This window comes from Rhizobium yanglingense (assembly GCF_977109285.1).
On sequence record NZ_CDSAWY010000002.1, the window covers coordinates 475,333 to 501,774 of the forward strand.

General features: G+C 59.3%; 28 protein-coding genes, 2 tRNA genes and 7 pseudogenes. 16 read left to right on the top strand and 21 right to left on the bottom strand.

Going from position 1 to position 26,442, the window contains the following annotated elements:
* Nucleotides 1–83: 83 nt before the first annotated feature.
* Both ACW4PC_RS03650 and ACW4PC_RS03655 read right to left on the bottom strand, forming a co-directional pair.
* Nucleotides 84–926: a universal stress protein gene (locus ACW4PC_RS03650; protein ID WP_455872839.1), complete on the bottom strand. Its 843-nt coding sequence runs from the start codon at nucleotides 924–926 to the stop codon at nucleotides 84–86.
* 97 nt (nucleotides 927–1,023) lie between these two features.
* Nucleotides 1,024–1,800 (bottom strand): competence/damage-inducible protein A, encoded by a 777-nt coding sequence (locus ACW4PC_RS03655; RefSeq protein ID WP_455872840.1) that lies wholly within the window; start codon nucleotides 1,798–1,800, stop codon nucleotides 1,024–1,026.
* Nucleotides 1,801–2,020: 220 nt separating this feature from the next.
* Between ACW4PC_RS03655 and ACW4PC_RS03660 the strand changes: the two are divergent.
* Together ACW4PC_RS03660 and ACW4PC_RS03665 are read left to right on the top strand one after the other, a co-directional pair.
* A pseudogene (locus tag ACW4PC_RS03660) lies at nucleotides 2,021–2,371 on the top strand (flavodoxin domain-containing protein).
* A gap of 485 nt (nucleotides 2,372–2,856) precedes the next feature.
* Entirely contained in the window at nucleotides 2,857–3,123 is a 267-nt protein-coding gene (locus ACW4PC_RS03665) for a hypothetical protein (protein WP_455872841.1), read from the top strand.
* A 45-nt stretch (nucleotides 3,124–3,168) separates the two neighbouring features.
* Here the strand turns inward: ACW4PC_RS03665 and ACW4PC_RS03670 are convergent.
* Nucleotides 3,169–3,253, bottom strand: a tRNA-Leu gene (locus tag ACW4PC_RS03670).
* Nucleotides 3,254–3,283: 30 nt separating this feature from the next.
* Entirely contained in the window at nucleotides 3,284–3,691 is a 408-nt protein-coding gene (locus ACW4PC_RS03675) for a VanZ family protein (RefSeq protein ID WP_455872842.1), read from the bottom strand.
* Nucleotides 3,692–3,857: 166 nt separating this feature from the next.
* On the opposite strand from ACW4PC_RS03675, the gene ilvA reads away from it, so the two are divergent.
* The 3 genes from ilvA (at nucleotide 3,858) to ACW4PC_RS03690 (ending at nucleotide 6,885) form a co-directional block, all read left to right on the top strand.
* A complete protein-coding gene (ilvA, locus tag ACW4PC_RS03680) occupies nucleotides 3,858–5,114 on the top strand; it encodes a threonine ammonia-lyase (protein ID WP_455872843.1) in 1,257 nt (418 codons plus the stop codon).
* Between the two features lie 37 nt (nucleotides 5,115–5,151).
* The gene (locus ACW4PC_RS03685; protein WP_039844674.1) at nucleotides 5,152–5,478 is read left to right on the top strand and encodes an HlyU family transcriptional regulator; all 327 of its coding nucleotides are present in this window, start codon (nucleotides 5,152–5,154) and stop codon (nucleotides 5,476–5,478) included.
* Between the two features lie 138 nt (nucleotides 5,479–5,616).
* Entirely contained in the window at nucleotides 5,617–6,885 is a 1,269-nt protein-coding gene (locus ACW4PC_RS03690) for a diguanylate cyclase (protein WP_455872844.1), read from the top strand.
* Between the two features lie 565 nt (nucleotides 6,886–7,450).
* On the opposite strand, the gene ACW4PC_RS03695 is transcribed toward ACW4PC_RS03690, so the two are convergent.
* Nucleotides 7,451–8,065: an FMN-dependent NADH-azoreductase gene (locus tag ACW4PC_RS03695; RefSeq protein WP_455872845.1), complete on the bottom strand. Its 615-nt coding sequence runs from the start codon at nucleotides 8,063–8,065 to the stop codon at nucleotides 7,451–7,453.
* Nucleotides 8,066–8,204: 139 nt separating this feature from the next.
* Here ACW4PC_RS03695 and ACW4PC_RS03700 point away from each other — a divergent pair.
* Nucleotides 8,205–9,175, top strand: a pseudogene (locus ACW4PC_RS03700) (LysR family transcriptional regulator).
* A 36-nt stretch (nucleotides 9,176–9,211) separates the two neighbouring features.
* Here ACW4PC_RS03700 and ACW4PC_RS03705 read toward each other — a convergent pair.
* The 4 genes and pseudogenes from ACW4PC_RS03705 to ACW4PC_RS03720 all read right to left on the bottom strand — a co-directional run bounded on the left by ACW4PC_RS03705 (nucleotide 9,212) and on the right by ACW4PC_RS03720 (nucleotide 13,141).
* Nucleotides 9,212–11,204 (bottom strand): annotated as a pseudogene (locus ACW4PC_RS03705) (bifunctional 2',3'-cyclic-nucleotide 2'-phosphodiesterase/3'-nucleotidase).
* A 99-nt stretch (nucleotides 11,205–11,303) separates the two neighbouring features.
* Nucleotides 11,304–11,636: a PilZ domain-containing protein gene (locus tag ACW4PC_RS03710; RefSeq protein WP_239599056.1), complete on the bottom strand. Its 333-nt coding sequence runs from the start codon at nucleotides 11,634–11,636 to the stop codon at nucleotides 11,304–11,306.
* An 89-nt stretch (nucleotides 11,637–11,725) separates the two neighbouring features.
* Complete coding sequence (locus tag ACW4PC_RS03715; protein WP_455872846.1) at nucleotides 11,726–12,607, bottom strand: DMT family transporter; 882 nt, start codon at nucleotides 12,605–12,607, stop codon at nucleotides 11,726–11,728.
* A 72-nt stretch (nucleotides 12,608–12,679) separates the two neighbouring features.
* A complete protein-coding gene (locus tag ACW4PC_RS03720; RefSeq protein ID WP_022718321.1) occupies nucleotides 12,680–13,141 on the bottom strand; it encodes an Lrp/AsnC family transcriptional regulator in 462 nt (153 codons plus the stop codon).
* A gap of 159 nt (nucleotides 13,142–13,300) precedes the next feature.
* On the opposite strand from ACW4PC_RS03720, the gene ald reads away from it, so the two are divergent.
* Nucleotides 13,301–14,419 (top strand): alanine dehydrogenase, encoded by a 1,119-nt coding sequence (gene ald / locus ACW4PC_RS03725; protein WP_455872847.1) that lies wholly within the window; start codon nucleotides 13,301–13,303, stop codon nucleotides 14,417–14,419.
* Nucleotides 14,420–14,435: 16 nt separating this feature from the next.
* Here the strand turns inward: ald and ACW4PC_RS03730 are convergent, their stop codons facing one another.
* From ACW4PC_RS03730 to ACW4PC_RS03755, 6 genes are all read right to left on the bottom strand, one after another.
* Nucleotides 14,436–14,945 carry a DUF1203 domain-containing protein gene (locus ACW4PC_RS03730; protein ID WP_455872848.1) on the bottom strand — a complete coding sequence of 170 codons (510 nt, stop codon included), beginning with the start codon at nucleotides 14,943–14,945 and terminating at the stop codon, nucleotides 14,436–14,438.
* Nucleotides 14,946–15,015: 70 nt separating this feature from the next.
* Nucleotides 15,016–15,576 (bottom strand): GNAT family N-acetyltransferase, encoded by a 561-nt coding sequence (locus ACW4PC_RS03735; RefSeq protein ID WP_455872849.1) that lies wholly within the window; start codon nucleotides 15,574–15,576, stop codon nucleotides 15,016–15,018.
* Between the two features lie 8 nt (nucleotides 15,577–15,584).
* Nucleotides 15,585–16,454, bottom strand: a complete 870-nt coding sequence (sseA, locus tag ACW4PC_RS03740; protein WP_455872850.1) for a 3-mercaptopyruvate sulfurtransferase — start codon at nucleotides 16,452–16,454, stop codon at nucleotides 15,585–15,587.
* Between the two features lie 21 nt (nucleotides 16,455–16,475).
* Nucleotides 16,476–17,213 (bottom strand): alanyl-tRNA editing protein, encoded by a 738-nt coding sequence (locus ACW4PC_RS03745; protein ID WP_455872851.1) that lies wholly within the window; start codon nucleotides 17,211–17,213, stop codon nucleotides 16,476–16,478.
* Nucleotides 17,214–17,218: 5 nt separating this feature from the next.
* The gene (locus ACW4PC_RS03750; protein ID WP_455872852.1) at nucleotides 17,219–18,259 is read right to left on the bottom strand and encodes a cysteine synthase A; all 1,041 of its coding nucleotides are present in this window, start codon (nucleotides 18,257–18,259) and stop codon (nucleotides 17,219–17,221) included.
* Nucleotides 18,260–18,363: 104 nt separating this feature from the next.
* Nucleotides 18,364–18,573 (bottom strand): hypothetical protein, encoded by a 210-nt coding sequence (locus tag ACW4PC_RS03755; protein ID WP_455872853.1) that lies wholly within the window; start codon nucleotides 18,571–18,573, stop codon nucleotides 18,364–18,366.
* Here ACW4PC_RS03755 and ACW4PC_RS03760 point away from each other — a divergent pair.
* Both ACW4PC_RS03760 and ACW4PC_RS03765 read left to right on the top strand, forming a co-directional pair.
* Nucleotides 18,572–19,408: an SDR family NAD(P)-dependent oxidoreductase gene (locus tag ACW4PC_RS03760; protein WP_455872854.1), complete on the top strand. Its 837-nt coding sequence runs from the start codon at nucleotides 18,572–18,574 to the stop codon at nucleotides 19,406–19,408. The two genes, ACW4PC_RS03755 and ACW4PC_RS03760, sit on opposite strands and share 2 nt — an antisense overlap.
* A gap of 115 nt (nucleotides 19,409–19,523) precedes the next feature.
* Nucleotides 19,524–19,700 (top strand): annotated as a pseudogene (locus ACW4PC_RS03765) (transposase domain-containing protein); the annotation flags it as partial.
* Here the strand turns inward: ACW4PC_RS03765 and ACW4PC_RS03770 are convergent.
* The 4 genes from ACW4PC_RS03770 to ACW4PC_RS03785 all read right to left on the bottom strand — a co-directional run bounded on the left by ACW4PC_RS03770 (nucleotide 19,681) and on the right by ACW4PC_RS03785 (nucleotide 21,133).
* Nucleotides 19,681–19,914: a DUF6429 family protein gene (locus tag ACW4PC_RS03770; RefSeq protein WP_455872855.1), complete on the bottom strand. Its 234-nt coding sequence runs from the start codon at nucleotides 19,912–19,914 to the stop codon at nucleotides 19,681–19,683. The pseudogene ACW4PC_RS03765 and the gene ACW4PC_RS03770 sit on opposite strands and share 20 nt — an antisense overlap.
* 117 nt (nucleotides 19,915–20,031) lie before the next feature.
* A complete protein-coding gene (locus ACW4PC_RS03775; RefSeq protein ID WP_455872856.1) occupies nucleotides 20,032–20,412 on the bottom strand; it encodes a hypothetical protein in 381 nt (126 codons plus the stop codon).
* A gap of 469 nt (nucleotides 20,413–20,881) precedes the next feature.
* A tRNA-Asn gene (locus ACW4PC_RS03780) sits at nucleotides 20,882–20,956 on the bottom strand.
* Nucleotides 20,957–21,133 (bottom strand): hypothetical protein, encoded by a 177-nt coding sequence (locus ACW4PC_RS03785; RefSeq protein WP_455872956.1) that lies wholly within the window; start codon nucleotides 21,131–21,133, stop codon nucleotides 20,957–20,959. It abuts the tRNA gene before it with no gap.
* On the opposite strand from ACW4PC_RS03785, the pseudogene ACW4PC_RS03790 reads away from it, so the two are divergent.
* The 5 genes and pseudogenes from ACW4PC_RS03790 (at nucleotide 21,074) to ACW4PC_RS03810 (ending at nucleotide 23,585) form a co-directional block, all read left to right on the top strand.
* Nucleotides 21,074–21,371 (top strand): annotated as a pseudogene (locus tag ACW4PC_RS03790) (hypothetical protein). The gene ACW4PC_RS03785 and the pseudogene ACW4PC_RS03790 overlap by 60 nt on opposite strands.
* A gap of 190 nt (nucleotides 21,372–21,561) precedes the next feature.
* The gene (locus ACW4PC_RS03795) at nucleotides 21,562–21,897 is read left to right on the top strand and encodes a DnaB-like helicase C-terminal domain-containing protein (protein WP_455872857.1); all 336 of its coding nucleotides are present in this window, start codon (nucleotides 21,562–21,564) and stop codon (nucleotides 21,895–21,897) included.
* 30 nt (nucleotides 21,898–21,927) lie between these two features.
* Nucleotides 21,928–22,230, top strand: a pseudogene (locus ACW4PC_RS03800) (DnaB-like helicase C-terminal domain-containing protein); the annotation flags it as partial.
* Between the two features lie 204 nt (nucleotides 22,231–22,434).
* Nucleotides 22,435–22,915, top strand: a pseudogene (locus tag ACW4PC_RS03805) (DNA cytosine methyltransferase); the annotation flags it as partial.
* 445 nt (nucleotides 22,916–23,360) lie between these two features.
* A complete protein-coding gene (locus ACW4PC_RS03810) occupies nucleotides 23,361–23,585 on the top strand; it encodes a hypothetical protein (RefSeq protein ID WP_455872858.1) in 225 nt (74 codons plus the stop codon).
* Nucleotides 23,586–24,196: 611 nt separating this feature from the next.
* Here the strand turns inward: ACW4PC_RS03810 and ACW4PC_RS03815 are convergent.
* Nucleotides 24,197–24,394, bottom strand: a complete 198-nt coding sequence (locus tag ACW4PC_RS03815) for a hypothetical protein (protein WP_455872859.1) — start codon at nucleotides 24,392–24,394, stop codon at nucleotides 24,197–24,199.
* Between the two features lie 268 nt (nucleotides 24,395–24,662).
* The gene (locus ACW4PC_RS03820; RefSeq protein ID WP_455872860.1) at nucleotides 24,663–24,794 is read right to left on the bottom strand and encodes a hypothetical protein; all 132 of its coding nucleotides are present in this window, start codon (nucleotides 24,792–24,794) and stop codon (nucleotides 24,663–24,665) included.
* A gap of 758 nt (nucleotides 24,795–25,552) precedes the next feature.
* Here ACW4PC_RS03820 and ACW4PC_RS03825 point away from each other — a divergent pair.
* Together ACW4PC_RS03825 and ACW4PC_RS03830 are read left to right on the top strand one after the other, a co-directional pair.
* A complete protein-coding gene (locus ACW4PC_RS03825) occupies nucleotides 25,553–25,912 on the top strand; it encodes a DUF3307 domain-containing protein (RefSeq protein ID WP_455872861.1) in 360 nt (119 codons plus the stop codon).
* Between the two features lie 353 nt (nucleotides 25,913–26,265).
* On the top strand, nucleotides 26,266–26,406 hold the full coding sequence (locus tag ACW4PC_RS03830; RefSeq protein WP_455872862.1) for a hypothetical protein: 141 nt from the start codon (nucleotides 26,266–26,268) through the stop codon (nucleotides 26,404–26,406).
* The last annotated feature ends 36 nt before the right edge of the window (nucleotides 26,407–26,442 follow it).

A 26,442-nucleotide genomic window follows, 5' to 3' on the forward strand; every position in this document is an offset into this window, starting at 1 on the left:
AAAGGAAGTTCCGGAGCCCGTCACCGGTTGCCGCAATTAGCGGGATTTGCGGGTTAAACGCAAGTCCTGCTGCCGGTGCTTCGTCAACGGGAGAGGAGGGTGAGCGCCGTCATCGACTGCAAGAGCGACTTCGTCGTGCCGCCGAAGATCATCTGCCAGAGGCGCGAATGGGTGTAGGCGCCCATCACCAGGAGATCGATGCTGCTGTCGGAGAGGCGGTTTTCGATGACGTTCGAGGCGCTCTTATGGGTGCCTTCCGCGACGGCAAGCGTCGCCTTCACGCCGTGGCGGGAAAGCGTGGCTGCGATTTCCGCTCCCGCCAGGCCCGCCGTCTGCATCGCCGAATCCACCGGATCGACGGAAAAGACCTCGACTTCGTCGGCAGCCTCCAGGATCGGCATGGCATCGAATGTCGCGCGTGCGGCTTCCTTCGAGCCGTTCCACGCAATCATCACGCGTTTGATCGCTTTCGGTTGCCGCAAGATATAGGGGATCATCAGGACCGGACGGCCGCTTTCGAAAAGAAAGCTGTCGATATCGACCTGGCTGTCAGATGGCTTGGAAGGGTCCGCTTGCGAGGCGACCAAGAGGTCCGCGCTGCGGGCGCTCTCCATCAGCGGCGCCGAGCCGTAGCCCGCCGAGGTGGCGAAGCTGCGCCATTCGAAGGAGGCGCCGGACGCTTCGGCTTTCTGGCGGAAGATGCGCTCCACTTCCACGGTCTCGGAATGCGCCATGTCCTGCAGCGCCTGAAGGGCGACTGGATCGGGAATTTCCATTGGAGCGACCAGCGGCACGGCCGAGATGTTTTCGGCGTGGAGACCGATGACATGGGCATCGTTTTCGGCGGCAAGCGCAAAGGCAAAATCGGAGACCGCACGGCTGTTGTCGGCCGTATCGAGAATGGCGAGTATGGTCTTGTAAGGCATATCAATTCTCCTCGGCGGCTGAAAATGGCTTCGTAAGCAGGAAATGCGTTGTCGGTGGAACGGTTCCTTCGTTGCTCGAGGGCGGTGTGTTGCTGCTCTAAGCTTCGGCGGACCGGTTTTCGTCAATCTCCCTGGTCCTGCGAATGTTCTCGATCATGGCGTGAACCTCAGCGCCCGCCGCATCGACAGCCGCCTGCGACCGGCCGCGCACGACGATCTCCGTCGAGAATTTCTGGCCGATATAGCGCGGATAGGAGCCGATGCTGGTGTCCGGGTGCGCCTTCTGGATGGCAGCGAGCAGCATGCCGATATCGCCTTCGGCATAGGGGCAGGCGATCGCCAGCGACAGCACGCGCTGCCCGCTGCGAAGCGTCGGCAGCACATTGTCGACCATGGCCTGGAACACCTGCGGCACGCCCGCCATGACGTAGACATTGCCGATGACGAAGCCGGGCGCAGTCGACACCGGATTGACGATGTGTGCCGCACCGCGCGGCATGCGCGCCATACGCTTGCGCGCTTCTGTGAATTCCATCTCGCGGCGCTTGTACATGTCACCGAGCAGTGTCATGGCAGCAGCGTCATGGTCGCAGGGAACGCCAAAAGCCTTCGAGACTGCGTCCGCGGTGATATCGTCATGCGTCGGCCCGATGCCGCCCGAGGTGAAGACGTAGTCATATTTGCCGCGAAGGGCGTTCAGAGCCTCGACGATCGCGTCCTCGTCATCGGCGACGATCCGCACCTCTTTGAGATCGATGCCGGAAAGCTGAAGCATATCCGCTAAATGGCCAATGTTTTTGTCCTTGGTTCGGCCGGACAGAAGCTCATCGCCGATGGCGAGCATGGCGGCGGTGATGACGGTTTCAGTGGTCATGAGAGATATCCGATGATGGGGCTTTGCTATAGGTAGCGCCGTTTTCCCGGCTTGCAAATGGCGGCACCCGGTCGCGGCAGGAGGCGAGGGAAACGGTAAGTCAATTTAGTCTACATACATTGATCGCCGAGTTCTGCGCAGTCAGGTTATGCTCAAGGAAGCGCGCTGATAGGACTTCGGCTGGTCAACTATTCAAACCCGTGCCGCAAGCGAGTTCGTCATGGCAAAGGTCCTCGTTCTTTTCTATTCGGCCTATGGCCAATCGAAACCATGGCATATGCCGTTGCGGAAGGCGCCAAGTCTGCGGGCGCCGAAGTCACCGTAAAGCGCGTTCCGGACCTGGTTTCCGAAGAGGTCGCAAAGTCCTCCAATTCAAAATCGATCAGAAAGCTCGGATCGCAACCGTCGCTTCCAGGGCCAGATGGGTGTCGATGAGATCAAGGGCGGCTCGCCCTACGTCGCGTCCACGATCACCGACGGCGATGGCTCGCTCCAGCCTTCAGCAATCGAGCTGGAAGCCGCGAAATACCAGGGCACGCACGTCGCAAAGATCGCGGCGAAGCTCGGGTAAGACGCTTTCCGATCAAATGGTAGAGGCGGCGCGGCTCATCGCTGCGCCGTTGCTTGGCCGCAAGTGGGGGGCTTTCGTGCAATTCCTGTTGATTTTAACCGAAGCAGCATTCACGCGGCGCCAAAGCCGGCCGCTACCCGTGAAACTGCATGGCTATGACCAGCAACATGGTCCCGGCAAGCATGCTCCCGAACAAACACGCAGCGGCTGTTTTGTAAAACTTGAGACGCCGCGCCCTTTCTCCACTCCAATCGTAAACCATCGTCTTACTCCCACAAGACAAGCTTACACGCATCGTGGCACAGTAATTCGTGCATCCGCAAAGGCGCCTTCGAGCCCTGCCACCTTTCAGATGCCGGCATAAAATCATATTTATTGGGATTGATAAAGATGGTGGGGCGAGATCAGTAGGCGCATAGTTCTTTCCGCCGCGGCTGTACTGACCTGCGATTTCGTCCTATGTGCCAATAGGACCGGAGATTTTGATGCGCGCTGTTATTGCTTCCCTGCTGGTCGCCCTTGGCCTTGCCGGATGCAGCACGGCTCCGCCGGAGCCCATCCGCGGCAGCCTCACCTATGGCAGAGTCGTCCACGTTCCCGCGCGAGCGGGCTACACCGTCAAGCACGAGTTTCCGGATAAGTTCGGATACCGGGTCTACGAAAGATACGTGGTTCAGCCGGATGGAACGCTGAAGCTCATCTCCCGCCGAACCGGCTCCGACTACTGGCACTTCCCCCGGATGAAATGGTGAGTGGACTGCCCGACGTCGCAAAAACCTCGCGTCACGGCTGCGTGCTGGTGCGGGCGACGGGGATCGAACCCGTAAGGATTGCTCCGAGGGATTTTAAGTCCCTTGCGTCTACCAGTTTCGCCACGCCCGCGCGCGATCCTCAATTAACGACTGGAGTGATTCAGTCAAGAGCGCCAGCGGCGGCACCAGTTTGCGGCTTTGGAGCGGGAACGGCCTCGATGCTCTGCTTCATCTGCCCGCGCCGGTAGGTAGCGCGGCCGATAAGAACGCCGAGCATGGCGCCGGCTGCCTTGATGACCGCGTCGTGCAGGCGTGCATGACGTGTCGGCGACAGGTATTGCAGGAACTCGATGGCGAGTGCGCCGAAGAAAAGCAGCAGTGCGACGAGCTTCCACTGCTTCGGATAGCCGAGCGCGAAAACGAAGCCAGTGACGGCATAGGCAAGCGCGCGGTCGGCGTTGACGCTGGTCATCGTATGCGGCCTGAGGCCGATCGGCGAAATGGTGACGAAAATGATGGCGGCAAGCAGCAGCCAGGCGAGCGGTCGCATAAAACGGGATGTCATCATCCCTTCACGTTAGCAGCATTGCAAAGCGAACGCACGGGGGGAGCTGCAGCAATCCGCCAAGCGCGATGAAGAAAGCTTTCCGCAGAACGAACCGCACGGCGGTTAAACGGACTTCTTTTGCCAGCCGACCTGTGCCATAGCGAAGTCTTGAGACAGGAATGGACAGATGACCGTCACAAGACAGGATGTAGATCGCGCGGAAGAGGCGCTGCGCAGCCTCTTTCCGGCAACGCCGCTGCAGCTCAACGACCATCTTTCGGCGCGCTACGGTGCCGAAATCTGGCTGAAGCGGGAGGATCTGTCGCCCGTCCGTTCTTACAAGATCCGCGGCGCCTTTAATTTCTTCCGCAAGGCGATTGCCGAATGGAGCGGCGAGCGCCTCTTCATCTGCGCATCGGCGGGTAACCATGCGCAGGGCTTTGCCTATGTCTGCCGCCATTTCGGCGTTCAGGGCGTGGTCTTCATGCCGGTGACGACGCCGCAGCAGAAGATCGACAAGACGCGCATGTTCGGCGCCGAATTCATCACCATCAAGCTCTACGGCGATTTCTTCGATCAATGCTATCAGGCCGCCCGCGACCATGCGGAGGCGGCCGGAGGCGTCATGGTGCCGCCCTTCGACCATGCGGACATCATCGAGGGGCAGGCAACGGTCGCAGCCGAAATCGTGCAGCAGCTGCCGGAGGGTAGGGTGCCGGACATGCTGGTCCTGCCGGTCGGCGGCGGCGGGCTTGCTGCGGGCATCACGGGCTATCTCAAGGGCTCGGTCACGAATTCCGCCTTTGTCTTCGCCGAGCCGGCAGGCGCGCCGAGTTTGAAACGCAGCATCGAGGCCGGTGAAGTGGTGACGCTTTCCAAGGTCGACAATTTTGTCGACGGCGCGGCCGTTGCCCGCATCGGCGACCTGAATTTCGCAGCGCTCAAAGGCTTTGCAGCCGCGCAGGTCATGTTGATGCAGGAAAACGCCATCTGCGTGACGATCTCGGAAATGCTCAATGTCGAGGGCGTCGTGCTGGAGCCGGCAGGGGCTCTGTCTTTGACGGCGATCGCGGCGATGGATCCGCAGACCATTCGCGACAAGACGATCGTCGCGGTTGTCTCCGGCGGCAATTTCGACTTCGAGCGGCTGCCCGACGTCAAGGAGCGCGCGATGCGTTACGCCGGGCTGAAGAAATACTTCATCTTGCGGCTGCCGCAGCGCCCCGGCGCGCTCCGCGATTTCCTCAATCTTCTGGGGCCTGACGACGACATCGCCCGCTTCGAATACCTGAAGAAGACGGCGCGCAACTTCGGCTCGGTTCTGATCGGCATCGAGACTAAGGCGCCGGAGAACTTCGCCACCCTGATTTCGAATTTCGAAAAGGCCGGCATGGGCTTCGAGGACATCACCGAGAACGACATCCTCGCCAACCTCATCATTTGACTTTGCGGGCGCGAGCGGCCCGTGTTAAAGGCGGAACATGGCTTCGATCTTATCCAGCATTTTCTCGATGTTTTCCGGTGGCGGCAAATCGGCCGAGGCGAGCGCAGGCCCGAAGGGCGAGCCGCAGCTTTACGCCGATTGCGCCATCTACGCTGAGCCGCGCAAGGAAGGCGGACAGTTCCGCCTGGCAGGCCGCATCGAAAAGACGGTCGGCGGCGAGGTTTTGGTTCGCAATTTCATCCGCGCCGACATGTTCTCCTCGTCGGACGATGCGATCGAATGCACGGTGCGCAAAGCGCACCAGATCATCGATCAGCACGGCCCCTCGCTTTTCGGCGACGGTGCAAAGGAGCGGCAGGTCTAGCCGCTCTCTTCCCAAGCCTTCGCCGGGACGGCATTGCGGCGGCAGCCATACAGGGAGGCCGCGGGTCACCCTGACGTCACGCGACCGTTTCTTAACCGTATCGCGCTATGAAGAAGCGGTTGGAGAGCGGAAAGCGCGATGGCAATTGTCAATCTCGGTCTCATTGTGCTGGAAGCCGTCGGCTACTTCGCGCTGATGGTGAGCCTGCTGCATTTCCGACACCGGCTGGGCCTTGGCGTTTTCATGACGGCGCTCGGCGTCATGCATTTCATGGAAACCTATCTCGCCGCCGTCTTCTACGTGTCGCTGCCTTTCGGTGTAGCCTCGCCCGGATCGTCGGTCTTCTTCGCCGGCAAGCTGATGATGATCCTGATGCTTTACCTGGAGGAGGATGCTTCGACGGTCCGGCAGCCGATCTACGGCCTGTTTCTCGGCAATCTCCTGACCGTCGCGATCGCGTGGGTTCTGCAACTGCATGAAACCGTCGAGATTTCACCCGGCAATGCCGCCGATTTCAGCTTCCTGAAGGAGATGGGCTGGCTGATGGTCTGGGGTACGGCGCTGCTCTACCTCGATTCGCTCGGTATCATCCTGCTATACGAACGCCTTGGTCATTGGGTGAAGCGTAAGGTGATCCTTCGTTTCATGCTGTGCGGCTTCGCACTTCTGACCTTCGACCAGATTGGCTTCTTCGGCGCCTTGCACTATTTTCTCGACGTGCCGCTTGCAGCCTTCTGGGACGGCTGGAGGGCAAAGATGTTTGCGGTCTGCATCTATACCGCGCTCTTTGCCTTCTACCGGCTTTATATTCATCGAAACGGCATTCCGGCGGCAGCACGCTCGCTCAGCGATCTGTTCGGCGACCTGACATTCCGCGAGCGGTACAACGATCTTCTGGAGCGGACGGGCAGGGACATTCTGACGGGCGTCTACGACCGCTCGCGTATGGAGCTCGAAGCACCGGTCATGATGCGGGAAGCCCTGCGGCAAGGGCAGTTCACAACCGTCATCATCATCGATGCCGACCACTTCAAGGACGTCAACGACAACTTCGGCCATCTGCAGGGGGATGAGGTGCTGAAGTCGATCGCCGCCCGGCTGGTGACGATCCTGCGTTCTGTAGACAGGGTGTTCCGCTTTGGTGGCGAAGAATTCGTTGCAATTTGCCCGGGCACGGACCACGAGGAGGGCTTGTTGGTCGCAGAACGGCTCCGATGGACGATCGCGACGAGCGTCAGGACACCAGATGCAAGACCCGTCACCGTCAGCATCGGCGTTGCGACCGCCGACGAAGATGGCGTGAGCTTCATGACGGTTCTCTCGACTGCAGATGACCGCCTCTATCAGGCGAAGAAGAATGGCCGGAATTGCGTCTTCGGCCGTACGGGTCTGGTTAAAGTCAGCTAATCTGACGCTTGGTTCCGGAGCCTGCTCGCTCGACCAACTAAGCTGCGACGAATGCAATGGGGCCATGAGCGGAAGAACGTTTGCTTCTGGATTGCGCCCGAGCGGCAGTTCTGTGTCTGCGGGACAAGTGCTGGCCTGGACGCAGTGGCTATCGGCCCGTTGCGCCGCCCATTGCAGACTATCCGAACGATGTCGCCCGGTTCGACGTTATCGCCGAATATCTCGTGCTCTGGCAGCCGCCCTCCCTGATGCTCTGGGGGAGCGCACGACGCATTCATCGACCTCGCTGAGATCTTGTCGTGGGTGCGGATGCTCCCCAGGATGGAAGCTCACGTTTTCGACGTAGGCCACCTCCTGCTCGAGACGCACGCGGCAGCGGCTGCGTCGCTCATGCTCGACTTCATCAGGCGCACCCAACAGTAAAGTGAAAGCACGCGAAAGCTTGATTGACATCGCCTGATCAGTGGTGACGAGGGCTACCAACGCCCTATCCTCGCGGGATGGCGCAGCGGAAACAAAAAACGGCCGGACATTGCCGGCCGCTTCTGGGGGCGATGCTAAGCGGTTATGCGGCGAGAGCGATCTCTTCGGCGCGGGCCTTGGCGGCGCCGATCGCCTTTTCCGCAGCTTCCGGACCGAAGGCGAGGCCTTCGACATAGACGGTTTCGATGTCGGTGATGCCGAGGAAGCCCAGAACCGACTTCAGATACGGAACGGCATGGTTCATGCCGGCGGCAGGACCCTGCGAGTAGACGCCGCCGGAGGCGAGCACGACATAGACCTTCTTGCCGGTTGCAAGCCCGACCGGGCCGCTTTCGGTATACTTGAAGGTGCGGCCGGCGCGGGCGACGTTGTCGATCCAGGTCTTCAGCGACGAATAGATGTTGAAGTTGATGAGGCCGGTGCCGATGATGATGGTGTCGGCGGCGAGCAGTTCGTCGATGAGCGCGTCGGAGGTCTTCACGGCTTCGGCTTCCTGCGCCGTGCGGTCTTCGGCAGGCTTGCGGATTGCGGCGGTAAACAGGTCATCGATGTGCGGAAGCGGGTTGGCGGCGAGGTCGCGGCGGACGATGACGCTCCCTGGCTTCTGGGCGTGAAGCTTGCCGGCAAGATCGGTGGCAATGGTGGTCGAAAGCGATTTAGCGCGCGGGCTGGATGTCAGGAGCAGGATGGACGACATAATTGAATTTCCTCTCGAATTGGGGTGCTGCGAGCTCGCTTGGGAGGTTCGAGCCGCCTTCAAAGGAAAAATAGGACTGGCCGGCTATCGAAAAAACTGGGATAATGTAGATCGAAATTATCGATAGATTGGATGGAAGATGCTTCCCAACCCGACATTGGATCAGCTGCAGGTGTTCCTTACCGTGGCGGAAACCGGCAGCTTCTCCGCCGCCTCGCGCGCGCTCAACCGCGCGCAGTCGGTGATCAGCTACACGATCGCGAACCTCGAGGCACAGCTCGAGATGCCGCTTTTTGAGCGTTCCGGCGCCCGCCAGCCGAAGCTCACGGATGCGGGCAAGGCCATGCTCGAAGATGCGCGCCGCCTGCTGACCGATCTGCAGGTGATGCGCGCCCGCGTCAAAGGGCTGAAGGAAGGATTGGAAGCGGAAGGTCTCTGTGGCCATCAGCGTCATGGTGCCGTCTCCGGCAACGGTAGACGTGCTGCGGGAGTTCCGCGAGCAATTTCCGTCCGTTGCGCTCAATCTCACGGTCGGCGAGCTTGGCATGGTCATGGAGACCGTCCTGAGCGGCAAGGCGACGATCGGCATCGGCGGAGCCGTCCTGAAGCCGGACGAACTCGATGCTGATGGAAAAAATCGGCCATTCTTTCATGATGCCGGTGGCCTCGCGCAATCATCCGTTAGCGCAGATAGGTCGGCCGTTGACGCTTGGCGATGTTCGCGAGGAAGTACAGCTCGTCGTCACCGATGCGTCCGGGCTGACGAAAGGCCGCGATTTCAATGTGCTTTCTTACAAGACCTGGCGTGTCAGCGACATCGCGACCAAGCACGCGTTGATCCGCGGCGGCCTCGGCTGGGGCGGCCTGCCTGCATCGATAATCCGTGACGACCTGATGAGCGGCGCACTCGTTCATCTCGACCTTGAGGCCTATGAGCAAGGCGAGTATCCGATCTATGCCATGCGCCGCCTCGCCAGTCCGCCAGGCCCAGCTGCGGCATGGATGATCGATGCATTCCGCACCAGGCTGTCCCAATGCCCCAACCACGCCGATTTCACGGCGGCGCTGAACGAGATTCGCGGACCGGACATGCCGCTTGCAGCGGAATAGGCGAGGCGCTGCCGCCTCGCCTGGTTTTCACATCGGCTAGAGAACCAGCCTGAACTTTGCAAATCCGTCCGCGCCTTCGCCGGCATCCTCCAGCTTGACACTCTTGACGTCGGCCAGGAATTGCTTGGCCTTCGGCCCGCTCTGGAAGACGGCGCTCGTGCCCGGCAGCGGCTTGAAAGTCCAGTTGCCGTCGGCGGACGGATTGATCGTGCCCTGTTCGATGAACGAAGCGGACGATCACGTCGCGGTTGGTGTCCGGAGCCTGGAAGACGACCTTGTCGGGCTGAGATCTCCGGGAACTTGCCGCCGCCGCCCGCACGGTAGTTGTTAGTGACCACGACGAACTTCTGCTTGAGGTCGATCGGCTTGCCGTCGAACTGCAGATTCTGGATGCGGTTCGAGTTTTCATTGATAGCCTTGCCGTCATTGTCGTATTTGCGCGGCTGCGAAAGGTCGATCTGGTAGGTCACACCGTCGATGACATCGAAGTTGTAGGACGGGAAATCACCGTTGAGCAATTCCGCATCCGTTGCTCCGGGCTTCACTTCGTTGAGACATGCCGGCCGACATTTCCAGCCAGTTCTTCACCTGCTCGCCCGTAATGACCACTGCCTGCACGGTGTTCGGATAGAGGTAGAGGTCGGCGACATTCTTGATCGCGACATCGCCCGCCGCAACGTCGGTATAGTAATCCGCGCCGCCGCGGCCGCCTGCCTTGAAAGGAGCAGCGGCCGAAAGGACGGGCAGATCCTTAAATTCGGTATCGGCTAGCATCTGCTTGATGTACCAGGTCTGCGCCTGACTGACGATCTGCACGGAGGGATCGTCGGCAACGAGGGCGAAGTAGGAATAGAGCGGCGCCGACGTCTTGCCGACCGGGGTGCGGACATAGGCGAGCGTCGCCTCATGCTCGGCCTTTGCGGCTTCGATCACGTCCTTCTTGTCGCCCACGTCGGCAACGACCTTCTTATTGTCGTCGCGGTGATAGATCGGCCGAGCCTCGGCGGTGAAATCGACGATCGTCCAGCTCTTGCCGTTCTTTTCCAGCAGCAGGTCGATGAGGCCGAGATGCGAGCCCCAGAATCCGGCCATGACCGTCGGCTTGCCATGCAGCGTGCCTTTCACCGGATCGGCGTTGGCAATCCCGTCCCAACTCTTCGGGCCGGGGAAGACAAGGTGCTGATGGCCAGTGAAGATCGCATCGATGCCGTCCACGCCGGCAAGATGCAGCGAGGCATTCTCCATCTTCTCGGAGGGGGCGGAGCCGTCGATGCCGGAGTGGGAAAGCGCGATGACGATATCGGCACCTTCCTCCTTCATCGCCGGAATCCAGGCCTTGGCGGCCTCGACGATGTCGCGGGACTGCGCCTTGCCTTCGAGGTTCTTGATGTCCCAAAGCATGATCTGAGGCGGCACGAAGCCGATGAAGCCGATCTTGACCGGGCTCTCCGTTGCCTGCGCCGTCCTTGATCTGCTTTTCGACGATCACGTAGGGCTTGAAGAAGAGATCGTCCTTCTTCGGATCGGAGGCGAGCTGGCCCTTTGTCAGGTTGGCGCAGACGAACGGGAAATTCGCGCCGCCAAGCACCTTGAACATGAAATCGAGGCCGTAGTTGAACTCGTGGTTTCCGAGCGTGCCGACAGTATAGCCAAGCGTGTTCATCGCCTTGATGACCGGGTGGACGTCGCCATCCTTCATGCCGTGCTGATAGGCCATGTAATCGCCCATCGGATTGCCCTGCAGCAGGTCACCGTTGTCGATCAGCAGGGAGTTGGCCGCTTCGGCGCGGATGTTATCGATGATCGTCGCGGTGCGCGCCAGACCCATCGTGTCGTTCGGCTTGTCGGCATAGTAGTCGTATGGGAAAACGTTGACATGGATGTCGGTGGTTTCCATGAGCCGCAGATGCGCTTGATTGGCGGCCGCGCGCGCCGTGAAGGGGTGGAGCAGAACAAGCGCCGAAGTCGCGGCAATGCCGCCAAGCAATGACCGGCGGGTAATCGGGTGCAAATCAAGTATGGAAGACATTGAACACTCCTTCGCAAATGACGCATGGCTCAACGGCCGGCGAGCCTAGGATGATTTGCACGGCAGTGCATCCGGAAAATGACAAACCGGCCTTGGATGTTATCGCGTTAACACCGGCTTCACATCCTTGTGGAAGAAGCGGAAGTAGGATGCGACCTGAGCCTGGGCGTTGGAGTTCGGGTCGAACTGGATACCGAGGCGCCCATTGTGGCTCCACCGGATTATGCCGTGCAGCGTTCCAAGATCTTCCGCTAGGATTTGTACGCGGCTGCCCGATGCGGCATAAAGCGGCGTTCGAATTTCCACCGCAGCGCCCGTTATCGAGAGATTGAGGATGCGGGCGTCTACTTCGTTATTGAGATAGCGAACCTTACCGAAAATGCGGCAATACTTGCGTTCGGCCCTGCGAGTAATGATATTCAAATTACGCATTATGCAGCCCTCAATAGAATACTTGACGCACGGTATCGCGAAAATGTTGAAAATCCTTTTATAGAAACCGCTAAATTACGAGATGGGTTCTATCTCCGCACAGCGCCGCTGCACGCCACCACATGCTCACGCCAGATGGTGAAAATGCCGGCAGCGACGACGATCACCGAGCCTGCGATCGTGTTGAGGCTCAGGGCTTCGTCAAAGATGACGACGCCGATGATCGAGGCGTAGACGAGCTGCAGATACGTAAGCGGCTGAACGGCTGCGGCATCGAGCATGTCATAGGCGCGGATCAGGAAATAGTGGCTGGAGATGCCGGTTAGGCAGAGAAGCGTCATCCAACCCCAGTCACTGGCCGACATCGGGGTCCAGTAGAAAGGACCGATGAGTGTTATCGTTATGCCGCCCGCGACGCCCGTATAGAAGAAGCTCGTCATCGAAGAATTGTCGCGGCTGACGAGGCGGGTGGCGATGACGTAGAAGGCGAAGAGGAAGCAGCCCAAGACCGCAAGCAGCAGCTTCGGATCAAAAAAGCCACTTTCTGGCTTCAAGATCAAAAGAACACCGGCAAGCCCCGCAAAGATTGCCGTCCAGCGGCGCCACCCGACGCGCTCGCCGAGCAGCGGCACGGAAAGCAGGGCGATCAGGATCGGAGTGCCGGCAAAGATCGCCTGGGTGCGCGCAAGTCCGATGATCGCGAAACAGGTGATCGCCAGCACGACCTGCGCGGCAAGCAGCACGCCACGCGTGACCTGAAGCAAAGGCCGGTTCGTGCGCACGGTCGCCTTCAGGCCGCCGCGCATTCTCGACGCGAGCAGGATCGTGAAAATTGCAAAGGCCCAGTAGCGGATCATCGTCACGAAAACCGGGGGATAGGTGCTCGCCAGGTGCTTCGAGATGCCGTCCTGCACGGAAAAGATGGTGATCGCCAGAAGGACGAAGATATAGCCTTGCGTCTTGGATTTCATGCCTTGCCGTAAGGCGGGAGAGGCCCGCATACGAATGAAGCTAGGCCAGGATTTATGCCGCTTTGCAAGGCCTCAAAGCCCGACATTCGGCCTGTCGATGATTTCCCGGAGCGCGAAGCTGGAATTGATCTTGACGACGTGGGGCAGGGCGGAGAGCCAGTCGCGGTGTATGCGCTCGTAGTCTTCCAGGTCGCGTGCGGCAACACGCAGAATGTAGTCGTACTCACCCGACATCAGGTAGCAGACGAGCACGTTCGGGCAGCGCTTCACCGCCGCCTCGAATTCCGCAAGGGTCTTCGCAAACTGGCCGGAGAGCGAGATGTGCACGATGGCAATCATCTTGTAGTCCAGTGCCTTGTGTGAAAGGCGCGCGTGATAGCCGCCGATGACGCCGCTCTTCTCAAGAATGTCGAGCCGTCTGGAACAGGCGGAAGCCGAAAGGCCCACCTTGTTCGCAAGATCGGCATTGGTGATGCGGGCGTTCGCCTGAAGCGCCTTCAGAATCGCACGATCGATGGTATCGAGTTCAGACATTCGAAGAATCTTCGAAAAAAGGGTTGTTTCCGCAATAATCCTCGAAAAATAGTTCTCAGGCAAATGCTCTTTGCAAGGACATTTCGCGCGTCCGGTGTTTGGATTTGGGTATCCAAAACGCTCCGCCCCAAGCGGACATAAAATGAGAGGAACGCTTAAATGCGTGTCGGTTGCCCGAAGGAAATCAAGAATCATGAGTATCGTGTCGGCCTGACACCTGCTTCGGTTCGTGAATATGTCGCCCATGGCCATGACGTCTGGGTCGAGACAAAGGCAGGCGCCGGCATCGGTGCCGATGACGCTTCCTATATCGCCGCTGGCGCGAGGATCGCCGCCTCGGCCAAGGATATCTTCGAGAAGTGCGACATGGTCGTGAAGGTCAAGGAGCCGCAGCCCTCGGAATGGGTGCAGCTTCGGGACGGCCAGCTTCTCTATACCTATCTCCACCTCGCGCCCGATCCAGAGCAGACCAAGGGCCTGCTCGCGTCCGGCGTCACCGCGATTGCCTATGAAACCGTTACCGACGAGCGCGGCGGTCTGCCGCTGCTTGCCCCGATGTCTGAAGTCGCGGGACGCCTGTCGATCCAGGCGGGGGCCACGGCGCTTCAAAAGGCCAATGGCGGCCTCGGCATCCTGCTCGGCGGCGTTCCCGGCGTGCTGCCGGCCAAGGTCGCAATCATCGGCGGCGGCGTCGTTGGCCTGCATGCGGCCAAGATGGCAGCCGGCCTAGGCGCCGATGTCAGTATCCTCGACAAGTCGCTGCCGCGCCTGCGCCAGCTCGACGACATTTTCGGCGGGCGCATCCACACGCGTTATTCCAGCATCCAGGCACTGGAGGAAGAGGTCTTCACCGCCGATCTCGTCATCGGCGCCGTGCTCATTCCTGGTGCGGCCGCACCAAAGCTCGTCACCCGCGAAATGCTGTCCGGCATGAAGAAAGGCTCAGTCATCGTCGATGTCGCGATCGACCAGGGCGGCTGCTTCGAAACCTCGCATGCGACGACGCATTCCGAGCCGACCTACGAGGTCGAAGGCGTGGTGCACTACTGCGTCGCCAACATGCCGGGTGCGGTTCCTGTCACCTCGGCGCAGGCGCTGAACAACGCAACGCTCGTCCATGGCCTGGCGCTTGCCGACCGCGGCCTGCGCGCCATCGCTGAGGACAAGCATCTGCGCAACGGTCTCAACGTCCACAGAGGCCGCATCACCAACAAGCCGGTCGCCGACGCGCTGGGTTATGAAGCCCACGCAGCGGAAAGCGTATTGAACGTAGCGTAATTCCCATCACGCAGCGTTAGATAAAGGCGCTGGTCTCGCTGAAGGCCGGCGCCTTTATCTTGTCGATCCGGCACTGGAAGCAATTGTTGCGCGCCGAGCGCACATGCACGTATGCGATCTCCCGGCGTTTCAGCAGCTCTTCGGCATAGCCCGGAATATCGGTGGTCGCGGTGACGGCCCCGGTGCCGTAGACAATGCGATTGTTCTCGCCATAGCCGCGCACGATAAAGTCCCGGCTCGTCTTCAGAACCGGCGGCAGCTCTTCCTCCGCGTCATAACGCTCGCACCGCTTCTTGTGCAGGAAGATCGGGCCGGTCTCGGCATAGGGCTGCAATTCCGGAAACGGGCGGTAGGCGAAAACAAGAAGCAAGTCGCCGGCATCGATATTCTTCAGGCAATGACGGCAGGGATGCCCCGGTCCATCGGAAACCATCGTTTCCGGCAGATTGTCATAGGCATCGCGGCCGCCGGTCCAAAGGTGCTCGGCATCGGCGGTCGGCATGGCGGAAAAACGGATGGCTGACATGGCAAATCTCCTTCGTGATTGCCATGAAATGCGCTTTTAGAGCCGGTCAAACCACCCGATTCCTGCCGGCTCAGCTCTTCCTGGCAATCTCCAGCAGTTCCTTGTCGCTGAGCGGCCGGACGATGCCGGTGCCGGTAGAGACTGGAGAGAAGCCGAACATCTGATAGAGCTGTAGGGCGCGCGGATGGTCGAGGTTGTTGGTCGTTGTCGTCACGCGCATTGGGTTCAGCGTCCAGATCGCGTAGAGCGCCTGCAGCAGGAACCACTTGCCGATGCCGAGGCCGAGCGCGTGCTCGATCAGGCCGAAATGGCAAAGTTCGATCGTATCCTCGTCCTCGCAGAAATACTCGTAGAAGCCGGCAGGCGCGCCGTTGACATAGAGCACGCTGATATTGTTCCGCTTGTCGTGCAGAGTTTCCGTAAGCACCTCGTCGCTCATGCGCAGCCGGTCCACCCATTGCCAGCGGGCGCCGACCTGGCGGTAGAGATAGCGGTAGAACGGCAGCGGAATGCCCGCCGCACGCATGATCGCCGTCTGGATGTTGACCGGCACCGGTAGGCTTGCCTTGGGCGGCGCCGTCATTTCCAGCCGGGTGATATGCGCCGTGAGCGAGGAGGGGGACTTCGCCATGGTGCGTCTCAGGCCTTGATCGGGTCGGGCGGGCCGGTCACCACCGGGGTATCGTCGCGGCTGCCCCACTCGCTCCACGAGCCGTCATAGAGCTTGTTGTCGGTATGGCCGATCGATTCGAGCGCCAGCGTGATGATCGCGGCCGTAATCCCCGAGCCGCAGGAGGTGACGACCGGTTTCGAAAGGTCGATCCCGGCACTCTCAATGGTCTGCTTCAGCTCCGGCAGCGATTTGAAACGGCCCTGATTGGCAAAAACGCCGGAGGGAAGGTTGCGGGCGCCTGGCATATGGCCGGAGCGCATGCCGGCCCGCGGCTCCGGCTCGGTGGCGGCGAAACGTCCGGCGCTGCGCGCATCGGCGATCTGCAGCGCGCCGCTCGAAACGATGTCTCGCATGGTTTCGAGGGAAACGACGCGGCCTGCATCATAATTCGTCTTGAAGGTCGTTGGCTTATAGTTCGGCACATCCGTTTTCAGCGGTCTGCCCTCCGCCTTCCAGCCGTCGAGTCCGCCATCGAGAACGAAGACGTTTTTCGCGCCCATGATCCGGAAGAGCCACCAGACGCGCGGCGAGGCGAACATGCCGATACCATCATAGACGACGATACGGTCCGTCTCGCTGATGCCGAGCTTGCCGGCTTCTTCGGCGAAATAATCCGGCGAGGGGATGGTATGCGGCAGCCCGGTGGAATGATCCGCGATCTTGTCTTGGTCGAAGCGGATCGCGCCCGGAATATGGCCACTTGCATATTCGGCGTCCGCGTCGCGATTCTGCGCCGGGAGATAGAAAGAGGCATCCAGCACCCGCAGGTCCGGCTTTCCGAGCTCGCCCTGCAGCCAATCGGCCGAGACGACGAAACGGCTCTTCTCTTCGCTCATTCTGATCTCTCCCTGATTGTCTTAGGCTTCGTTGCCGGGCACGCCGAAGCGGATGCGGAAGCGGCGGTTCTCCTTACCCTTCTTCTCGATCTTGGCAATGTGGACTTGACCGACTTCCTGCGTTTCGGAGACATGTGTGCCGCCGCAGGGCTGGCTGTCAATCGCCGAGTTTTCGCCGATGCAGACGAGGCTGACGCGGCCAAGTCCCATCGGCGGGCGCACGTTCTTCGATTTCACGATGCCGGGGTTCGCAGTGAGCTCCTCGTCGGTGATCCACTGGACATAGACCGGGTAGTTGTGGGCGACGAGTTCCATCATCTTCGCCGTCACCTCGTCCTTGTCGATCGTTTCGCTCATGTCGAAATCGATGCGGCTCTCGTCCTCGCCAACAGCGGCACCCGTGATCGGATAGGAACAGACGACCGAAAGCAGGTGGCAGGCTGTGTGCATGCGCATCAGCCGGTAGCGGCGCGGCCAGTCGACATGCAGGACGAGCCTTTCGCCGATCACCGGCTGCGGCTGGCCCGCAGACGGGACGTGGACGACGATATCCTTGGTCGCCCCGTGCTTCGTCGGGCCAAGTTCGATCTTCGAACCGTCGGCGCGCTCGAGAAAGCCGATATCGCCCGGTTGGCCGCCGGACGCTGCATAAAAGCAGGTCTGATCCAGCTCGATGCCCCCGCCTTCGTGGATGGCGGTGACCACCGCCTCGCATGTCGATAGATAAAAATCGTCACGATAGAGGGCATTGACTGGCATGGGTCTCACGCTGCTGGTTCATAGGGTATCTTTATGTCCTGCGACGTGGTCAGCCACGTGGGAACGGGCAGGCCCTTTGAGGTCAGGAAATCGGGGTTGAAGAGCTTTGACTGGTAGCGGTTGCCGTAGTCGCAAAGGATCGTCACCACGGTGTGACCCGGGCCAAGATCCTTCGCAAGACGTACCGCACCGGCAATATTGATTCCCGTCGAACCGCCGAGGCAGAGCCCTTCGTGTTCGACGAGATCGAAGACATAGGGCAGCGCTTCGGCGTCGGAGATCTGATAGGCGAAATCCGGTGTGAAGCCTTCGAGATTGGCCGTGATGCGGCCCTGGCCGATGCCCTCGGTGATCGAGGAGCCGGAGGATTTCAATTCACCGTTCTTGTAGAACTCGTAAAGTGCTGCCCCCTCAGGATCGGCGATGCCGATCTTGACGTCCTTGCGGAACGCCTTGAGGCCCGCCGCGACGCCCGCAAGCGTGCCTCCCGAGCCGACGGCGCTGACGAAACCGTCGACCTTGCCGTCGGTATCCTTCCAGATTTCCGCGGCCGTGGTCTCGATGTGTGCCTGGCGGTTCGCGACATTGTCGAACTGGTTCGCCCAGATGGCGCCGTTCGGATCGGACTTCGCCAGCTGTTCTGCCAGGCGACCGGAAACCTTCACATAGTTGTTGGGGTTCTTGTAAGGCACGGCAGGCACTTCGACGAGTTCGGCGCCGAGCAACTTCAGCGCGTCTTTCTTCTCCTGGCTCTGCGTTTCCGGGATGACGATCACCGTGCGGTAGCCGAGCGCGTTGGCGACGAGCGCCAGCCCGATGCCGGTATTGCCGGCGGTGCCCTCGACAATCACGCCGCCCGGCCTCAGCAGCCCCTTCTTCTCGGCATCGCGGATGATGTAAAGCGCGGCGCGGTCCTTCACCGACTGGCCGGGGTTCAGGAACTCCGCCTTGCCGAGGATGGTGCAGCCGGTCGCTTCGGATGCGCCCTTGAGCTTGATGAGCGGAGTGTTGCCGATCGCCTCGATGACGGATGGGTGGAAGGTCATGGAATCTGCCTCTGTGGAACTGGTAGTTTAGGAACGGTCTTTTCCCTTCACAAGGCTGGGTTGGCAAGAAATGCTATTCCATGGCCCCGCCTGCGACGATAAAATTAGACTTCCGCTTTCAAAAATCCCGCGTGACTTGAAATTTGCGTCGGGTTGCCCGCCTCAAGCACACCAAAACCCTCGACGGGATCATCGGCGGCCCGATCGGCTGAAATGAGCCACAATAGCGTGATAGAGGCATGAATCCGGGAGGCAGCGAGAAACTTCCGGTCCTGGTTTTGTGCTGAATCGGCAGTCTGGAGGAAGTCAATCATGCGTGATTTCATCGCCCGTCCCGAACATGGCATCGCCTGGATTTCCGGCGCGAATTCAGGCATCGGACGGGCATTGGCGCTGAAACTGGCAGGCGAGGGATACAAAGTCGCCGTCACCGCGCGCAATCATGAAGAGCTGGCCGAACTTCAGACCGAAGCAAGCGGCCTTTCCGGCAGCATCGTCGTTCTCGATGGCGACGTCACCGATCCCGAGGATATGGAGCATGTGCTCGCCTCGATCGAATACGAGCACGGCGCGCTCGCCCTGGCGATCTTCAATACCGGCATTTACCAGCCTGTGCATGCCGAGGAATTGAACCGCGCGGATTTCGAGAAAAGCTTCGCCGTCAACCTCTGCGGTGTCGTCAATTGCCTCCTGCCTGCCATCCGACACATGAAGGCCAAGGGGCAGGGGCAGATCGCGATCGTCTCTTCCGCCGCCGGCTATGGCGGCCTGCCCACGAGCGCGGCCTACGGCGCCACCGAGGCGGCGCTGATCAACATGGCCGAAAGCCTGAAATTCGATCTCGACAAGATGGGCATCCGCATCCAGATCATCTGCCCCGGCTTTGCCGATATGCCGGCGGGCCTCGAGAACAGCTTCCCGATGCCGCCGCTCGTGTCGCCAGAGGAAGCCGCCGAGCAGATTGCGGCAGGCCTCAAATCCAGTCGCTTCGAAGTCAGTTTTCCGAAGCGCTTCACCTATATGCTGAAACTCCTCGGGCTGATGCCCTACGGCCTCTACTTCCGGCTGGTGAATCGTTCGGCGCGCTGGTGGAAGCATCCGCCCCCTTCGTCCGGCCACCATCCGGCGACACCGCATCCTGCGGAGTGATTGGGGTACGTGTCTCCAGGCAGCCTGCGAGCCGGTTCACACCACAATGACCTGAACCCGCCAAAACTTTCCACTGTCGCGCGCGCCGGCATCGGCCCGCTTTGCTTGCGGCACGGGTGCGGATCGCGCCGCCTTCATGGCGACGCTGATCATCACAGCAAAGCTCAACGACATTGATCCGCAAGCTTGGTTCGCCGACGTGCTCGCCCGCATCGCCAATCGTCCGGTCGGCAAGATTGACGAGCTTCGGAATTGGAAAGCGAAAAATGCTGCTATCGCGGCGGCCGCGTAAACAACGCCCGAAAGAGCTCCTCGGAGCGCTGGAGGCCTTCATCCGTCAAGATCAATGACTTCGTTTTGCTCACCGGATCGCCGATGAGGCCCTTCTTGAACAATCGATCTGTTGCATTCCAATCAAAACTCTTCCACGCCCGACGCCCGTCATGCAGCGTCAGCCATAGTAGTGCCAGGACAGCGTCGTCGATCTTGTCCTCATCGATGTCCATGCCCAATCATAACATGCCCGCGACCCAATATCCTGCTGCCTTCTAAGGAGCTGGCTTTTCCGCTGTCGCAAGGGATATCGATGACCAATGATATCGGGCAGACCCTGAGATAGGCTCCTACCGGTAATCATCACGATCGCTTCTGGACGATGATGCCCCTTCCAATCTGTCCAGCATTTGCAAGAGAAGGTCGGCGCAAACCCTTGTGGGTTCGTCATCGGCACACTTGATGTCGATTTCAACGTCTCCATTCTGGATGTGAAAATGCGCGGCCTTTGATGGGGGAGGAGGCGGCGGACGATCACGCATTCGTCCCCTGCGCCAACCAAGACGACGACGATCCTCATCTGAGGGAGCTGCTTGCTGACCGGACGGAGTGGATTCAGGCGCCGCTGTTGCGTTGTCTGGCGGCCGCGGCGTGTCGGTGGGCTGCTGGGCAAAGCTTGCGCTGGCAGTCAATGCCAAGGCAACGGCTGCAATGGAAAGAATGGGTTTCATGACTGATCCTCGGATTTCGCACGTGAAGGAACGCGTCGCACCGAGGTTGGTTGCAACGATACTTTTAAGGGCTAAATGACGAACGCTGATGAAGATGTATTGGCAGGCCGTCGGCGCGAATGCCGGCGACCTTTAAGATTATGCGATGCAGTTCTCGGGTAACGTAGGCCTATAAACGCGTCTCTTGGTGTTCGACATATAGGTCTTGAAGCGCTTCAAACCCCGCGGACAGTCCTTCGAGCCTTCTGAGCCGGCGTAGGGAGCGAGAGGAAGGCCGATATAAAGTCCTGCTGCAAAAGGAGCTCGCCACGTTTGTGAAGGCTGTGCGAGATATATATTCCTGCACAAAATCGGAGCCAACAGCAGGGAGTTTAACCAACAACAGGAAATAAGTAGTAGGAATAAATGAGGAGCCGGTTCAATCAAGAACCGACTCCTGCAATAGCATCAACCACTGAGGTTGGAAATCTGGCTCCCCGGGCCGGATTCGAACCGGCGACCTGTCGATTAACAGTCGAATGCTCTACCGCTGAGCTACCAGGGATCACCGCTTGGCGCGGCGTGAGTGGGCTAATACAAATGCTTGTTCGATTTGCCAAGCAGTTTTTTCAAAAAAATGACATCCGCTTGCATTTGCGGCGTTTGTTCCCATCTCCTGTGCATGACTGACGGGACAGACAATAGCAGAAACCCGCGCGAAAAGCGCTTCGGCATCGATCATACAACGGGAAAGCTCGTTCTCGGTTCCCTGCACATCCCTCTGCCGCGCTCGCGGATTGCCCGTGTGCTTCATAGGCGTCCTGCTGATCTTCTGCGGTCTCCTGGGCTTTCTGCCCGTTCTCGGCTTCTGGATGATACCGCTCGGCTTCATCGTTCTCTCGCACGACCTGCCGTTCGCCCGCAGATGGCGCCGCCGATTCTCCATCTGGTGGCACAGACGGAACACGTCCGCAGGCTGATGGAGCAGCCAAGGAAAGGAGCGTGTGAAGAACGGTTCGGAACACCGTTCAGAAGTTGCCGGGGACATTTTTCGGAAATGGCCTCTTGCGATTCGGGCGCGGTTCTCGGAAACGACGTCGGTATCCTCGCCTGGCGCCTCATATCTCAGCGCGTTTTCAGGCATCGTCGAAGCGTGACGGTGTTATCGGGGTGCCGATCGCACTGCCGGAAATCGCCAAGGTTCTGTCTGAGCCGGTCTTCGAGGCCGGGAACCTTTATGGCCTGCTGTCGTCGAGTGGCGAAGGCAAATCCTCCCTCACGATGCAACTCATCTACCACGCTGTACGGGAAGGCCATCCAGTTCTCTTCCTCTCCTATGACCAATCGGCCGCGCAATGCGTCCGGCAGATGATCTCCCAGGTTCACAGCATCGATGTTCGCCAGCAGCGAGATCCGGCCCGCATGATGACGCAGAAGGAGCAAGACGACTGCGTCCGCTTCGCCACATGGCTGGATCAACAGCCGCTCGAAATCATCCGCTGCTAGCGGGAAGGGGTAGGGCACCTCGGTGCCTATGCCCGCCGGTTCATGAAGAAGCGCGGAAATGGCAAGACGCCGTTCATCGTGATTGACCACATTGGCAAGGTGAAGCCGAGAGACCCGAAGCTCTCGCCTGACAGGATATCAGGAGAAGTCACCGTCGAGCTCAAGTCTCTGGCTGACGAGGCTCGTGCCTCTGTCCTCATCCTCAACCAGCGCAACGGCGGCGGCAGCAAGCGAGACAATCCCCGGCCGATCTCTGCCGACCTGTACGGCGGCGAAGGGGCGCGAGCAGATTACGACGCCGTTATCACGCTCTACCGGCCTGAGAAATACAAAGCCGAGCGCGAGGCCGTCGCGGCAAGGCCTTCCGATTGGGCGACCATCAATCGCGTCTTCGGCTCTGAGATCGAGGGAATCGCCGAGATAGCCGCAATCAAGGTCCGCTTCGGCGATCCGACCATCCGCGAGCGCCTCGAAATTCGAGGCCCGCTACACCCGTTACATCTCAATGCAGCCCGAACGACCGGCGGAGTTGTTCTGATGCTTCTCCCGACACCTTCCAATCAAAATCAGGATTACAGCCATATGATCGAACCATTGATCGTTGACAGTTTTGCCGGCGGTGGCGGCGCGTCTACCGGAATCGAAATGGCCCTTGGCCGCTCGCCAGACATCGCGATCAACCACAACGCCGATGCGCTGGCGCTTCATGCCGCCAACCATCCCGAGACGGTTCATCTGTCTGAGAACATCTTCAAGGTCGATCCCCTCGATCGTCGCCGGAAAACATGTCGGCCTGGCTTGGTTCTCACCAGACTGCAAACATTTCAGCAAGGCCAAGGGCGGCAAGCCTGTCGAGCGCAATATCCGTGACCTGGCGTGGGTGATCGTTCTGTGGGCCGAGCGTGCGAAGCCTGACGTAATCATCATGGAGAACGTGGAGGAATGGAAGGAATGGGGGCCGCTCGTCGAAACAGAGCGCGGCCTGATGCCGTGCCCACATATGGAACGTTCTATGTTCGGACTTAGCTTCAGACATAGCAATTCATACCAAGCTCATTCCCTGAGCTCACACGAATAAGCCCGATCACCCGCTATCGCCAGACGGGGTCAATGCACCGCTTACCATTCGAGGCCAAGCGCCTCCACAGGACCCGGAGACCGCCTTCGAAGGGTGCCGGTGACGCGCCGGAAGCTCGGGATGAGCGGCCAAAGAGGCGGCACCTTCTTGTGAACGGCGCGTTCTGCGTCTACATCAGCGCGATGGAAGAACAAAGATATATCATGATGGTCGACCAAAGACGGCCACGCAGGACACGAATTCGAAAGCCAAATCATGCGCTTGAGAAGATGCCGGATCCAAAATTTGGCAAATCGCGCAGGCCTAGAAAACTCTCCGCTAATCCGAGCCCGCCACCTTAAACGGTCGGCGGGTTTTTCATTCCAACAGCAAGAAAGGAAACAGCATGCGCATGTATCGATACGCATACCGGCTCTTCGACACCCTGCTCAGCGTGGCATCTGCTATCGCGGCCTTCGCGCTGGCAGTCGTCCGCTATGCCTCGTGCTGGCAGTCTCTGAAGACGCTCCAGGTTTCGGCCTTCAAGATCATTGCCGTCCTGCATCCGATCTATCGCGAAAGCTATGACGCGCACGGGCTCAGTCTCGATCACCGATGGCGCACACAATAGAGGAGGCGAGACCCGCCTCCGTTCATTCGTCTACCACCTTCACCGAAAGATCAAAGCACTTGAATTTTCGGAGCAGGTGGCCGCAAGCCGCGCACTTTGCCTCAATCTTTTCGAGGTTCGCAGGGCCGAACGCTGAATACTCGGTGGTAACTTCGTTGGTCGCCCCGCACTCTGAGCATTTGATCCGCATCCAATCCTCCAAAGATTTAACCTATGCCAGTCCTGAAAAAAGGACGGCATGCTCTTCATTATTCTGGGTGAATCCGGCTTACGTCGCGGAGGAATATTGTTGACGGCTTCGCTCTGGCCGGCCTTCCACCCAATGTCGTGACTTCCTCTGTAAGGATATAGCCGACACTCTGAAGTGTGTTTGCCAAATCGGCCATCGAACGACTGTCTTCGATCGTGAGATGTCCAACCTGTTCAACCGGGCGCCTCAAATAGACAGCGTATCTAGCCATGTGCGTTTCCTTCTGGGTTGTGCATCAGAAGATGACGATGAACGCCTATGAGTTGCAAGTGCTGTTCAACAACATGAACGGCTTTGCACGCGGTTTACCGATTATTCGACCTTCGCCCCTTTCGACCACTACTAAGACGGCGATTGCCTGCTACTGCACCCGGCCGATGACATCGATGCGTTGGCAGGTTCCGGTGGCGGGGACGACATCCAGTCTCTCGCCAACCCGGTAGGCGTCGCTCGGAACACCAAGTTGCACAGCGATGCTGCAATCGTACGCCTTGCCGTTGTGGGTGCGCACGAATTGGATACGTCCCATCGTGACCGTCTTGTACTTTGGTTCCATCATCAGGTCTTCGAGCCAAGCGCCGCGGGCAGTACCGCGGCGCACCTGAACCTGCTTTTGCCAAACCTCGGTGATCGTTGCGACAGCGTGCTGGAAAATTGTGGACGCGCCAGGTCCATATCAAAAAAACCATGCCGGCAAAGATCGCGCCGCTAACAAGGAATGTGACGATCATCCAAGTCTGAACAAAGCGCTCTTCCGGTGTAAGGGGACTATGTGGATTGGGAAGCATTGTTGACTTTCATACACGGCGCGAAGTGGGTAAGCCGGGTTATTCCCCAGGATAGGCCAGTATCGCTTCGGCAAACGCTTGCAGCGTCGCATCACGGTCTGCCTGGATCATGAGCTTCGCGATCTTCGTAAAGTCGGCCGGACGGACAAAAACCGAGATGTTTCGCGCCATATTCGGCGTCCCAATATCTGCCCACATGTGGAGGTGATAGCCTGCCGATTGATCTTCATCGGCTGGCGGATGGTGGCAAATAAGGAGCCAGATAAATCACTCTCCTTCTTGCTGCTCCATCGGCCGAAAGAATACTCCAACTCCATCCGAGACCTCCAAGGTAGCTCATGCCTGTCCTGAAAAACGCGCGGCACGAGAAGTTCGCCCAGGTGCTCGCCAAAGGCAAGCCGGCCTGCGAGTTAACCTTCACGCTCGAAGAGGCGACAAAAGAATGAAGCAAAACACGATGAACATGGCAATCAGGCTAATGTAGGGAACCCAAGGGACCAAGCGCTTCGGCTCGCGATACTTGCGAGATCGACGGGGAGGCGGTGGACCGTATGGGCCTTCCCCCTGGGCTGAGTAGTACCGTTTGCCAACGGCCATGTGGATCAGCAGGGAAATTATCGTGGTCGATACCAGAAGATATGTTCGATGAGCCATCGGAAGCGAACCTTCGCTTAGCTGCCACGCCATGAAGCTTGATGTGAACGGTAGGGCAATCAGGCTGGCGATCACAGCGGACACGTAACCAACGGCAAAGCCGAACGATATGAGAAGTATATCATTAGAATTTTCTGAGCGTGGCTCACGGCAGGTCTCTCAGTCACTATCAAGGGTAATCAAGCGCGGTTGCCCGATGAGAGGCAAGGTCGAGCTCGACGGCTTTGCACATTGTCGCCCCCGTTATTCGACTTCTCCACAGGATGCGAGCCAAGATGATCGAAAATATTCTGATGCTGGCGCTTATGCTGCTGGCGGCCCATTGGCTCTGTGATTACCCACTGCAGGGACAGTTCCTCTCCGACGCCAAACAATCAGGCCCGCTGCGCGTTTATCACCTGATCGCTCATTCCGGCATCCAAGGCGCCGGCGTGGCAGTGGTCACGGGTAGCGTTTGGCTAGGTCTGCTCGAATGGATGGCACACGCGATGATCGACGAGGCGAAGGTGAGGGGCAAGACGACGTTCGCCCAGGACCAAGCCCTCCACATCGCCTGCAAGATCGTCTGGCTCGCCTACCTCGTCCTGTCCGTAATGCTTCAGCATGGGTCGTCTATATCGCTCTGGTGGCGATGATGTTCGCACTGTCATCCATCTCGGCATGGTGGCCGAGATGAGCGGGATGGTCGAACGCGGTGCGCTGCTGGTGATATGCCTCTGTGCAATCGCCGCGCTGATATGGATGTTCTGGTAATCAATCAAAGCGAACCATGACGCAACCTTTTCCGGCTGCGGCAATGCGACTTAGGTCATCCGTTGATTTTGATCCTGGAACCCAGATAGGAGCGCCTCGGGCCGAGGCAGCAGAAGCTATCCTGATGAGGTCATCCGTTGACTTTGCGCCTGTCGTTAAATCGAGACCGCCACCTGCCGCAGCAATTCGAACGCAATCATCTGTAGACTTCATCTCTTCCTCCAAAGGTCAGCCCATGCCAGTCCTGAAAAACGCACGGCACGAGAAGTTCGCCCAGGCGCTCGCCAAAGGCAAGACGGCGACTGAGGCTTACGCTGAAGCTGGGTTCAAGCCTCACGACGGCAATGCCGCACGGCTGAGAGGATACGATCGATGATCTGAAGAACTCGCAGACACAGCTTGGCAAGCGCTT